Consider the following 12,672-nt stretch of genomic DNA (forward strand, 5'->3'; position numbering starts at 1 on the left):
TTCCTGTTTATTGAGTCTTTGACTATACAACAAACCTTAAGTAATAACTATAAACATAAAAAAATAATGATCAGAAAAACCGCTTTCGCTCTTTTAGTTTTTATTACCAGTCAAATATCACAGGCTCAATATCAATATCCTTCAACACCTGAAAATCCTGTAGTAGATGATTATTACGGAACAAAAATAACAGATTCTTACCGTTGGCTGGAAGATATGAAAAAACCAGAAGTGCAAAAATGGTTTAAAGATCAAAGCGATTTTACCAATTCTGTCATAAAAAAAATCTCTGGCCGTGATGCTCTTTTCAATAGAATGAAGGAAATTAGTGCATTGGCAGGAGATGATTATACTTACGTAAAACAATTAGGAGACAATTATTATTACACCAAAAAGAAAAAAGGAGAAAGCATTGATAAATTATATATCCATAAAGGTTTAAACGGAACCGAGGTTTTATTATTAGACCCGAATACTTATAAAAAAGATGCAACGATTACGAGTTTCAATATTAGTCCAGATCAGAAAAAATTAGCGGTTACATTATCTCAAGATGGTGCTGAAGTTTGTGATCTCCGAATTATGGATATTGAATCTAAAACTTTTCTTCCAGACAATTTAAATCCAGTCTGGAGTGAATTTAGTTTTGAATTTACCCCTGACAGCAAAGCGATCACTTATACCAAAATGAGTACCAACGATAATAAAAGTGATGATTTTCTAAAACACATGAAATCTTTACTTCACGTTATTGGCACTAATCCGGAGACCGATAAAATACTGGCATCAAAAGAAAACAATCCCAACTTGAATCTTCTTGCTGAACAGTTTCCTGATGTTAAATTCTCAGATAATTATTCATACATAATTTTAGAAATTGGATCTACAAAAAGCGAAATATTAGCATTCTATGCTCCTTATTCAGAACTTAACAATCCGAAGATAAATTGGAAACCGCTTATTAAATATGATGATGAAATTATAAGCTATGAAATAATTGGAGATCAATTTTTCTTTGTTTCTCATAAAAATGCACCAAATTATAAAATAGGACTAACAGATATTAAAAATCCAAATATTGATAATGCTAAAATTATAATTCCGGAGAGTAATAAAGTATTACGAAGAATACTGAAATCTAAAAATTTCATTTATTATAGCTTAACTGACGGAATTGTAATTGACAGATATCAGATTAATCCAAAAACATTAGAAAGCAAGGAAATACCTCTTCCTAAAGGTTCAAGTGGAGCTTACGCTTTAAATTCTCGTGAAAATGATAATCTCTTATTTTTTTACAACGGCTGGATCGCACCATCTACGACTTATTCTTTTAATGGTTCAACTGGCCATTTAGAAAAATCAAAACAATTTATTGCAAGCGGCAATTATCCTGACTTTTCAAAGCAGTATAGTGTCAAAGAAGTTGAAATTGCAAGTCACGACGGCGTAATGGTTCCTTTGTCTATTATTTATCCAAAAAACATTAAAATGAACGGCTCTACTCCTTGCTATATTAGTGGTTATGGCGCTTACGGATCAAGCAGAACACCCTATTATATTGGCGATGATTTGATGGCATTGCTGGAGCAAAATACTGTAATTGCTTTTGCACACGTTAGAGGCGGCGGAGAAAAAGGAGCAAATTGGCATAAAGGAGGTCAAAAAGCGACGAAACCTAATACTTGGAAAGATTTTATTGCTTGTTCTGAATATTTAATCAAAGAAAAATATACTTCGGCAGACAAACTTATTGGAAATGGTGCAAGTATGGGCGGTGTCTTAATTGGAAGAGCAATTACAGAACGTCCTGATCTTTATAAAGCTGCTATTATTGAAGTTGGATGTACCAATACTTTGCGAATGGAAACAACTCCAAACGGTCCAAATCAAATTCCAGAAATTGGTTCTTTAAAAAATGAAGAAGATTTTAAAAATATATTGGAAATGGATTCGCAGAGTAAAGTCAAAAAAGGAGAAAAATATCCTGCAGTTTTAGTTCATACTGGAATTAACGACGCACGAGTAGCTTCTTGGGAACCTGGAAAATTTGCTGCTGTTTTACAAAATTACAATAGTTCTGACAGACCAATATTATTACATGTAAATTACGCAAACGGACATTTTTCTAACGATTTGGATGTAACTTATAATGATAGTGCTGATATGTTTGCTTTTGCATTGTGGCAGGTTGGAAATTCAAAATTTCAGATGGCGAAGTAATAGAACATATAATTGAATTTGCTAGTTACATTTATGAAAAAAATAATTCTTTCATTAGTATTAGTTTTAATTCTTGTTACCGGTGCTTATTTGTTTTATGATTTTAAGACCAAGAAAGCCCAGAAAGAATATTATAAAACTCTATACATAAAGGATCTGGACCCAGAATCTTTTATTACTATTTGTAAAGACAGGTATAACAAAACTCCTATAAATAGCGTAACAATGACTGGAGAATTTCCTGAAAACTGGGTAAAACCAGATGATGTGCAATACTTAATTTCGATAATACGTTCACAAGAAAAATGTTGTGGATATATGAATATATTCTCTTCATATCTTTCAACCGAAGATGCTGAGATTGGGGGTTTCGCAATAATATTTTTAAATTCTTATATTTCGAAAAAAAAGATAAATTTGGGTTTGAACTGTTATCCTAAAACTGACAGAGAATCAATTAAAAAAATAGAAATTTGGTATAAAAGTTCTGTACATGCAAATTAAATTCCTTGTGAATCTTTGCGGTAAAATTATTACACAGAGATTCACAAAGAATTACACAGAGAACACAAAGTATTTCGCTTAGCAGATTAAATGTAGAGACACACTGCTGTACACGCCTCTTCGATAAATATTTCATGAAATCAAAATTCATTAATGAAACAACTTTACAAAATCATCATCCTAATTCTTATCAGCCTTAAAAGCTATTCTCAAACACAAGCTATAATTTATTTTAAAGATGGTGATTCTATAGAAGGTTTTGCTTCATTAAAATTCAATAAAATAAAATTTAAAGTTTCGCAGGATGACAAATCTGACAGCTGGGATGAAGAGTATGTCAAAAAAATTACTTTCCTTGATTTTGGAACCACAAGAACTTTTGAATATGTAAAGCTGAATTCTTTAGACAAACCAAAATTGGTAGAAATTATTACTAAAGGTGAAGCGACTTTATATAAAAAAGTAGGCTCAGATTTTAGTCTCACAGACATGATTTATAATCCGTACGATGATCGGCCTGATAATACCTTAAGCCCAACTTTAAAAACACAATTAGGTCCGCAAGCCCAACAACATTTATCAAATTCTAATGTAAGCGAACCTTCTACATTTTATTACATAAAGAAGCCAAAAGACAAATATCCAACTTGTTTAAACTGCGGTGTTATAAACGCGTGGAGGAAAAACACTTCCAAATTTTTCGCTGACTGCGATTTTATCGTCAAAAAATTAAAAGGCGATAAATGGGTTTTTGAAGATATTAAAGAAATTGTAGAATTTTATAATGATATTTGTTTGGGAGAATAAATATTTCACCCCATTAAAAATTGCGGATTTACAGGACTTTAGACGCACTGCTGTGCGTCTCTACGACAAACCTTTGTAACTTTGAATCTCTGTAACTTTGAACCTTTAAAAAAAAAAATCATCATCGTCCCAACCTTTTTATCTTTTTATCTCTCTATATAAGAAAGACAACAATTGTGATAAACGAGACTCAAATAGCAAACTGTAAAAAAATGCACCGCGATGCGCAGCGTGAGGTGTACGAATACATGGCGCCCAAATTGTATCGCCTTTGCAAACGATACCTAAAAAAGGAAGAGGAAATTGAAGAAGCACTTGCCGATTCTTTCTTTACGATTTTTACCAAACTCGACCAATTAAAAGAAGCGTATGCTTTTGAAGCTTGGGCCAGAAGGATAACCGTAAATCATTGTTTGGCGGCAATTCGAAAAGCAACTAATTTCAACATGTATCTCGACGATGTAAAACTAATTTCTCAACCTTCTGTTGACGAATTAAATACATTGGAAGAAGAAGATTTACTCAATTTATTAAACCATATTCCAGACGGCTGTAAAACTGTTTTTAACCTTTTTGCCATTGAAGGTTTCTCCCATAAAGAAATAGCCGAAATGCTGAAGATCTCCGAAGGCACTTCAAAATCACAATTGAACGCCGCTAAGACCAAATTGAAAGAACTGGTTAATAAATTGTATTATCAAAAAGCAAAATAGTCATGGACAATCAAGATAAATTATTCGATAAAATAAAAGAAGCTTCGCAAAATGCGGAATTCAAAGACTTTCCCGCAATGGAAAAAGTCTGGGCACGTGTTGAAGAAAAACTCGACAAAAAAGAAGATAAAAAAACAATTGCTTTATGGAAAAAAATTGCCATTGCTGCTTCTCTTCTTTTACTGATTTCTTTAGCTGTTCAATTTTTACATACAGATAAAAATGCCGTACAAGAAACTCCAAAAGTAGTTATTCAGGAAACTGAAAAAGAACAATCTCAAGAGCCTACTTTAAATCAAAAAAGTACAGAACCTTCTTCGGATTCTGGAATTGTTTCAAACGAAGAAGCCGATAAAATTTTAGAAAATCATATTAAAAATAAAGAAAGAGTAGCTGTCCATGAAATAATTGCACCAAATACAGAATTAGTACAATCTGCACCAGCACCAAAAGTTGCAGCAAATGCTCTCGTAATTGCTGCGCCTGCAGCGGAAGAATCAATTCAAGAAGATAATAACATTATTTATAAAAAAGAGCTTTCTTCAGAATCGGATTATTTAAGAAGTCCGCAAAGAGAATCTGCGAAAGTTGCTTTTGCTGAAAAAAGTACTCAAAGAGCTAAAAAAAGTGCACCTCTTGTTATTTTTAACGGAAACGCAATGGCGCACAGCGACGAGGCTAAAAAAGATAAAATGATGCGAAGCGAACTGCCGAATCTAAATCCAGAAAATGTAGATTCGCTGGTTGTTCTAGATGAGCCATTGTACATTATCGATGGCATTTATTATTCTGAAAATGATTTATTTGGAAATAATCCAACGAGTCCTTACGCGCCTTTAGACAAACAAGACATTAAAACTATAACTATTTTACAAGACCTTGAAGCCACTTCAAAATACGGTGAAAAAGGTAAAAAAGGAGTTGTTATTATTACTACAAAAACAGGAAAACCAGCTCCGAAAAAGTAATTCCAAGCTTTGTCAAAGTCTGCAGCTTTGACAAAGCTAAATCCGAACATTAATCTTAAAAATTATTATCATGAAAAGTTTAAAACTTATTTCATCAGCCATTGCTATGCTTGTATGTTTCGTAACCATGGCACAACAAAGAACAATAACTGGAATCGTTTCAGATGAAACAAAACAACCACTTCCAGGTGTAACTATTTACAATCAGACCTCAAAAGCAAATGCGGCAACCAATTTTGATGGGCAGTACAGTATTCAAGCCAAAACTGGCGATATGCTGGTTTTCAGCTTCATTGGATATAAAAACCAAAGTCAAAAGGTTCAGAACTCAAATATTATCAATATAAAACTTCTTCCAGACAATCAAACTCTAAGTGAAGTTCTGGTTATGGGTTACGGTACAAGTAATGCTGAATATGAAGACCGCAGTTATGCACCTGCCGAAAGAAGAAAAGAAAAAAGAGATAAATCGGTAGCACCGCAAGGAAAAATGGCAATGCCAGTTGCGAGTAATGCCCTTTATATGCCAAGCCCTAATGTCGTTGTACGTGGTAATGCATCTGTTTCTCCAAAAAATGAACCAATGTATATTATTGACGGAGTTCCTGCAAAAGCCAATCAAATGGCAAAAATTAATCCGAATGATATTGACAATGTTTCGGTTTTAAAAGACCAGGCAGCAACTTCTCTATATGGAACTAAAGGTTCAAATGGCGTTGTGATAGTTTCGACTAAAAATGAACTTTATAAAAATCTTTCAGAAAAGGAATTAGACAAAAAACTAAACATAATGCCAATTCCTGTTGAACCTACTCAGGAAGATTATGATGCTTTTGTCGAGAATGCTTTCGAAAGTCCAAAAATAGCACCGCTTTCTACTTTTTCTATTGATGTTGATAATGCTTCGTACACAAATATCAGACGTTTTTTAAACAATGGGCAACAAGTTCCAAAAGATGCAGTTCGTGTAGAAGAAATGGTGAACTTTTTCAAATACACTTATCCACAGCCTAAAAATGAAAATCCGTTTTCTATTAACACAGAAGTAAGTAATTCGCCTTGGAATGCAAACAATAAAATCTTGAAAATTGGTTTACAAGGAAAAAATATTCCAACAAATGATCTGCCAGCTTCAAACCTTGTTTTCTTAATTGATGTTTCGGGTTCGATGAGTGATATGAATAAACTTCCGTTATTAAAACAATCTTTAAAAATTTTAGTAAACGAATTACGTGCAAAAGACAAAGTGGCAATCGTAGTGTACGCGGGCGCTGCCGGAATGGTTTTACCTCCAACTTCAGGCGATGAGAAAAAAACAATAATCGATGCTTTGGATAAATTGCAGTCTGGCGGAAGTACTGCCGGCGGTGCAGGAATCGAACTGGCTTATAAAACCGCTACTGAAAATTTCATCAAAGGCGGAAACAATCGTGTAATCCTGGCAACTGACGGCGATTTTAACGTGGGAAGCACTTCTAACTCTGACATGGAAAAATTAATAGAAGACAAAAGAAAAACGGGTGTTTTCTTGACATGCTTAGGCTACGGAATGGGTAATTATAAAGACAGCAAAATGGAAATCTTAGCCGATAAAGGAAATGGAAATTACGCTTACATCGATAATATTCAAGAAGCGAATCGTTTTTTAGGGAAAGAATTTAAAGGTTCGATGTTTGCTATCGCGAAAGATGTAAAAATTCAGATTGAATTCAATCCGAAACAAGTGCAATCGTATCGTTTGATTGGATATGAAAACAGAAAACTTCGTCCAGAAGACTTTAAAAATGACGCCATTGATGCTGGAGAATTAGGAAGCAATCATACCGTAACGGCTTTGTATGAAATAATTCCCGTTGGTGTAAAAAGCGATTACTTAAATGTACAGCCAGATGATTTAAAATATACTAAAATAGAAACTAATTCAAGCAATTACACTAATGAATTGGCAACAATAAAATTCCGTTATAAAAAACCTGACGGTGAAAAAAGTATAGAAATGGTTCAGGTAATTGAAAACAAATCAGCTGCTATGGAAAAAGCGAGTGATGATATGAAATTTAGTACTGCAGTTGCTTGGTTCGGATTAAAATTAAGAGATTCAAAATTGATTGCCGACAAGTCTTCTAAAGAGATTGTAAAATTAGCAAAGCAAGGAAATTCAAATGATCCCGAAGGTTACAAAGCTGAATTTATTCGTTTGGTTGAAACCTCCAAACAGTATAATTAATAAATATTGTATTACTTTTGGGTTTTATTTAAAACATTAATTTTTATACTCGTATGAACCCAATTTTAAGCCAAAATCTATTTTTAGTAAAAGAACATGTTGGAATGTTTAAAGCCGCAAATAATTATGACATATACAATCCAGAAACGAATCAGATAATTATGAACTGCCGAGAAAATAATCTTGGTTTCTTCACAAAAGTACTTCGTTTTACAGATTACAAAAGAGCAACTCCATTTAATGTTGAAATTACAACTGCTTCTGGAGAAAAATTAATTACCGTAAGAAGAGGCGTTGCCATCTTTAGATCGACTGTTGAAGTGTTAGATGAAAAAGATCGTTTGGTTGGAACTTTCAAACAAAAATTCTTTTCTATCGGAGGAAAGTTTGACATCTTAGACAAAAACGAAAAACCTGTTGCAACACTTCAGGGAAAATGGACAGGATGGGATTTTAAATTCTCGCATGAAAACAAACAATTGGCGCAGGTAAGTAAAAAATGGGCTGGATTAGGAAAAGAGTTTTTTACAAGTGCTGATAATTATGTACTTCAAATTGAAGACACTGTAGCAACCGAAAGTCCATTGAGACAATTAATTTTAGGAGCCGTAATGTGTATCGATATGGTTTTGAAAGAATAACAAAAAGTTGTTAAACTTAGATTAAGAATATATTTTAAAGCATCATTTTAGTTTGCAAAAGCTTATTTTTGTATTACTTAAAATGATGCTTTCTGCATTTCTAAAAATACAATCATGACCGACTTAAAAAATAAAAATGCACTAATTACTGGTGCTGGAAAAGGAATTGGAAAAGCTGTAGCTACTGCTTTGGCTAAAGAAGGTGTAAACCTGATTTTAGTTTCTAGAACTAAAAGCGATATTGATCAATTGGCAGAAGAAACTGCAAAACTGGGTGTAAAAACTTTGGCATTATCTGCTGACGTTTCGGATATTAACTCTATAAATACTGCTGTTGAAAAAGCAATTGCCGAATTTAAAAGTATTGACATCTTAATCAATAGTGCCGGAATTGCTTCTTTTGGAAAATTCTTGGAATTGGAGCCAGAAGCTTGGGAACGAATTATCCAAGTAAATTTAATGGGAACGTATTACACGACACGCGCCGTTATCCCAAATATGATCGAAAGACAAACTGGAGACATTATTAATATTTCATCTACTGCCGGCTTAAACGGAAATGCTCTTACGAGTGCATACAGCGCTTCTAAATTTGCTGTTTTAGGTTTAACCGATTCTTTGATGCAGGAAATGAGAAAACACAACATTCGTGTTACAGCTTTAACGCCAAGTACTGTTGCTACTGACATGGCAAAAGATTTAAACCTGACTGACGGAAATCCAGAAAAAGTGATGCAGTCTGAAGATATGGCAGATTTAATTATTGCGCAGTTAAAATTAAACCGAAGAGTATTTATCAAAAACAGCAGCATCTGGTCTACTAATCCTTAAAAATTAAAACTTCAAATTCCAATTTTTTAAATTCCAAATTCCAAGTTTGACTAAATTGGGATTTTAAATATTGGAATTTCAAAAACTAAAATTATGGAACAATATTTAAGACAGTTGGTCGAAATAGAATTTCAGGATAAGAAAGAAATATTCAGCGGATTTTTAATTGATTATTCTGATGAATGGATTTTACTTCGAAATAATCCTGTAGATTTTGTTTTGGACGGTTTTGTCATTTTGAGAAATAAAAATATCGAAGCTGTAAACCGAGATCATGATCTGGCGTTTACAGAGAAAGTAATTCGGTTGAAAGGGTTAAAAATTAATTCTGAAGATATTATTCCTATTAAAGATTTGGCTTCAATCATGAAATTTATTTCTGAGAAATACGGCGTTTTTCAAATTGCAAAAAAATCATCAAAATCTGCTTATTTAGGAAAATTAATAGAATTAAACGACGAAGAATTAACCATTAATTTTTTGGACACACGCGGCCAGTTTGGAGGAGAATTAAGTTTTAATCCAGAAAAAATTCGTGTTATTGAGTTTGATACGGATTATATTAATTCTTTGAAATTGGTGGTTGACGAGAATCAAAAATAAATATCTTCTAAAAAACAAAAACCGCATAATTTTAAAAAATTATGCGGTTTTTGTCATCCTGACGAAGGAAGGATCTCCACGAGAAACTCCACTCCTAAAATTGCCAATCTTTGTAGAGTTACTTGTGGAGATTCCTCGTTCCTCGGAATGACAATAGTTATGTAAAAACTTTGTCAAAGTTTGAAACTTTGTCAAAGTTGAAAAATCATAAAATTAAGCTTCCGCCAGTTTATTCAAAAACTCCAAACGAACACTTCCATCTTCATCAATCTTAGTTAAATTGATTTCTTGCAATGTATTTACCAATTCTGGATTCCACGGTGTTTTTACTTTTACGTAGTTTTCTGTAAATCCGTGAATATATCCTTCTTTATTTTCGCTTTCAAAAAGAACCGTTCTGTTTGTTCCCAATTGGCTTTCGTAAAAAGCACGACGTTTTTTAACTGATAATCCTCGAAGCATTTTACTGCGTTTTGCTCTTACATTTGAAGGCACAACGCCTTCCATATCAGCTGCTTCTGTATTATCTCTTTCAGAATAAGTAAATACGTGCAGATACGAAATATCTAAATCATTTAAGAAATGATAGGTTTCTAAAAAGTGTTCGTCTGTTTCTCCTGGGAAACCAACAATCACATCAACACCAATACAAGCGTGAGGCATTACTTCGCGAATTTTATTCACGCGATCAATATAAACTTCACGTAAATAGCGGCGTTTCATTAATTTCAAAATATCATTACTTCCCGATTGTAACGGAATATGAAAATGCGGTACAAAAGTGCGACTTTTAGAAACAAATTCGATTGTTTCATTTTTCAATAAATTTGGTTCGATAGAAGAAATACGTAAACGTTCGATTCCTTCTACTTTATCTAAAGCCTGAACTAAATCTAGAAAAGTATGTTCGTGTTTTTTATTTCCGAACTCCCCTTTTCCGTAATCACCAATATTTACTCCAGTTAAAACAATTTCACGGATATTCTGAGCCGAAATTTCTTTGGCATTTTTTAGTACATTTTCTAAAGCATCACTTCTGGAAATTCCTCTTGCCAGCGGAATTGTACAATATGTACATTTATAATCACAGCCGTCCTGAACTTTTAAAAATGCTCTTGTACGATCACCAATAGAATAACTTCCAACATAAAAATCGGCTTCGGAAATTTCGCATGAATGCACTTCGCCCATATCATTTTTACTCAAATCATGGATATAGTCAGTGATTTTGAATTTTTCTGTTGCTCCCAAAACCAAATCAACGCCGTCTACTGCAGCCAATTCTTCTGGTTTTAATTGTGCATAACAGCCAACAGCAGCAACAAAAGCTTTATCATTAAGCTTCATTGCTTTTTTAACTACCTGCTTAAACTGCTTATCTGCATTTTCTGTTACAGAGCAAGTATTAATTACATAAATATCTGCTATTTCTTCAAAATCGACACGGTCAAAACCTTCGTCGTTAAAGTTTCTGGCAATTGTAGAAGTCTCTGAAAAATTCAGTTTACAACCCAGCGTATAAAAGGCAACTTTCTTTCTATTTTCCATAATCTGTCTTAAATTAATGAAATCGTTGTCAAAAAATTTAAGGCTGCAAATTTACAAACAATATTCATCAAAAGAAAGGGATTAATTTACTTCGAATCAATAATTTGCATTCAATGTTAATTTAGAAACATTAAAAATATATTTTGGAGATTTATTTTTTCAGAAGATTATACCTCGTAAACTCTATTTTTTTAACAGTACAATAAGAATAAAATGACAAAATAATCGATCAAATGCAAATTTTATCGATTAAATACATTTTTTCTTGATTTAAATTCAAAATTTCTTACATTTACTTTCATTATGGCTGAGCCTCAAAATAAATCCATAATTAAGAATTTTAGAAAGCTTTAATTAATTTAATAATAATTCGGGCATAACAATTTTGAATTTTACTCGTTATGTTGTTGTTTTGTGTTACAAAATGAAATGGGAAAGCCGAAAACCAAAGAGAGTAGGCAAAATTATAATAATAAATACCACTTTATGAAAGCATTTTTACCCACAATCTGCTTGATGTTCTTAACCATTTTTAGCTCGCAAGCGCAAACTAATGTCCCAGCCGCAAATCCATTTCCTTCTATTAGTACATTAACGACTTGGGCGAGCTTCAATTCACAACAGCAATTTGATGTTGCTATTCGTGCTGTTGGGTTTAAGTTTGAAGTTAAAGAACCAGGTGAAGGATCTACAGCTTATACCTACATTCGTAAAGTAACAGTTAACGAAGTAAACTATACTGATAGAATTGTGTACAGAATTACTAATAATAATTCGGCAAGTATTATCTCATTGGTAACTGCTTCTACTGACTTAGTTAGTTTATATACACCGCAATTGGCAAGTTTTAAAAATAACAACTGTAAAACAGAAATGTCTAAAGACAAAAACACAACTTGCAGCTGTTACGAAAGCGCTAATTTTGCAATCGATCTTTGCGACGAACGTGTAAAATTAACTATGGGTGACGGAAATAAATATTTTGTTTCTGTAGCTAAAAAATAATCATACACTCTGAATTGTTTCCAAATCTTTACTGACTTTTAAGTATGTAAAGATTTGGAATACATTTCTTAGTTTGAGTTTGGATTTTTGAGTTCGTACCAAACTTCTATTTCTCCTTGATATTCGAAAGAATTCACAAAATGGAAACCTAGTTTTTCTAAAATCTTTCTAGAATTTTCGTTCCCAGCATCTGCATAAGCGTAAAGGGTTTCCACTTTCATTTCATTAAATGCATAATCGACAAAAGCTTTTCCTGCTTCAGATGCATATCCTTTTCCCCAATGTTTTTCGATAAAACGATAACCTAACTCGTAAAAATTTTTATGATTATTGATTTCGTTAGTAATATATTTTATTCCCGACCATCCAATAAATTCATTCGTTTCTTTTAGAACTACAGCCCAACGCCCTGTTCCAAAATCTTTGTATTGTTTTTGAACGAATTTGATATAATCAATGCTTTCTTCAATATGTTTTACGGGATTATTTCCTAAAAACAAATGGACATTGGGATTCGAATCCAATTCGAACATTCCTTCTGCATCAGAAAGTGCTAATTCTCTTAAAATCAAACGTTCGGTTTCAATTGAATTCTTCATCTT

Annotated in this window: 12 protein-coding genes; 10 read left to right on the forward strand and 2 right to left on the reverse strand. The window is 32.9% G+C overall.

The window, feature by feature from the left end; all coding sequences use genetic code 11:
- Positions 1–66 precede the first annotated feature (66 nt).
- The 9 genes from QE431_RS17310 (at position 67) to QE431_RS17350 (ending at position 9,517) form a co-directional block, all read left to right on the forward strand.
- Positions 67–2,223: a prolyl oligopeptidase family serine peptidase gene (locus QE431_RS17310; RefSeq protein ID WP_307298392.1), complete on the forward strand. Its 2,157-nt coding sequence runs from the start codon at positions 67–69 to the stop codon at positions 2,221–2,223.
- A 33-nt stretch (positions 2,224–2,256) separates the two neighbouring features.
- Positions 2,257–2,727 carry a hypothetical protein gene (locus QE431_RS17315; protein WP_307298396.1) on the forward strand — a complete coding sequence of 157 codons (471 nt, stop codon included), beginning with the start codon at positions 2,257–2,259 and terminating at the stop codon, positions 2,725–2,727.
- Positions 2,728–2,880: 153 nt separating this feature from the next.
- Entirely contained in the window at positions 2,881–3,534 is a 654-nt protein-coding gene (locus QE431_RS17320) for a hypothetical protein (protein ID WP_307298399.1), read from the forward strand.
- Between the two features lie 212 nt (positions 3,535–3,746).
- The gene (locus QE431_RS17325; protein ID WP_281866458.1) at positions 3,747–4,247 is read left to right on the forward strand and encodes an RNA polymerase sigma factor; all 501 of its coding nucleotides are present in this window, start codon (positions 3,747–3,749) and stop codon (positions 4,245–4,247) included.
- Between the two features lie 2 nt (positions 4,248–4,249).
- Entirely contained in the window at positions 4,250–5,215 is a 966-nt protein-coding gene (locus tag QE431_RS17330; RefSeq protein ID WP_307298405.1) for a hypothetical protein, read from the forward strand.
- A gap of 70 nt (positions 5,216–5,285) precedes the next feature.
- Positions 5,286–7,442, forward strand: a complete 2,157-nt coding sequence (locus QE431_RS17335; RefSeq protein WP_307298408.1) for a VWA domain-containing protein — start codon at positions 5,286–5,288, stop codon at positions 7,440–7,442.
- Positions 7,443–7,495: 53 nt separating this feature from the next.
- Positions 7,496–8,083: a phospholipid scramblase-related protein gene (locus QE431_RS17340; RefSeq protein ID WP_307298410.1), complete on the forward strand. Its 588-nt coding sequence runs from the start codon at positions 7,496–7,498 to the stop codon at positions 8,081–8,083.
- 114 nt (positions 8,084–8,197) lie between these two features.
- Positions 8,198–8,914, forward strand: coding sequence for a 3-ketoacyl-ACP reductase (locus tag QE431_RS17345; RefSeq protein WP_307298411.1), 717 nt, complete (start codon positions 8,198–8,200; stop codon positions 8,912–8,914).
- A gap of 93 nt (positions 8,915–9,007) precedes the next feature.
- On the forward strand, positions 9,008–9,517 hold the full coding sequence (locus QE431_RS17350) for a hypothetical protein (protein WP_134139711.1): 510 nt from the start codon (positions 9,008–9,010) through the stop codon (positions 9,515–9,517).
- Positions 9,518–9,730: 213 nt separating this feature from the next.
- Here the strand turns inward: QE431_RS17350 and mtaB are convergent, their stop codons facing one another.
- Positions 9,731–11,065, reverse strand: a complete 1,335-nt coding sequence (gene mtaB / locus QE431_RS17355) for a tRNA (N(6)-L-threonylcarbamoyladenosine(37)-C(2))-methylthiotransferase MtaB (RefSeq protein ID WP_307298416.1) — start codon at positions 11,063–11,065, stop codon at positions 9,731–9,733.
- Between the two features lie 486 nt (positions 11,066–11,551).
- Here mtaB and QE431_RS17360 point away from each other — a divergent pair, with 486 nt between their 5' ends.
- Positions 11,552–12,070, forward strand: a complete 519-nt coding sequence (locus QE431_RS17360) for a hypothetical protein (RefSeq protein ID WP_134139709.1) — start codon at positions 11,552–11,554, stop codon at positions 12,068–12,070.
- A 68-nt stretch (positions 12,071–12,138) separates the two neighbouring features.
- On the opposite strand, the gene QE431_RS17365 is transcribed toward QE431_RS17360, so the two are convergent.
- Positions 12,139–12,669: a GNAT family N-acetyltransferase gene (locus QE431_RS17365; RefSeq protein ID WP_307298420.1), complete on the reverse strand. Its 531-nt coding sequence runs from the start codon at positions 12,667–12,669 to the stop codon at positions 12,139–12,141.
- Between the last annotated feature and the right edge of the window lie 3 nt (positions 12,670–12,672).

This window comes from Flavobacterium sp. SORGH_AS_0622 (assembly GCF_030818825.1).
In the GTDB taxonomy this organism is placed as follows: Bacteria; Bacteroidota; Bacteroidia; order Flavobacteriales; family Flavobacteriaceae; genus Flavobacterium.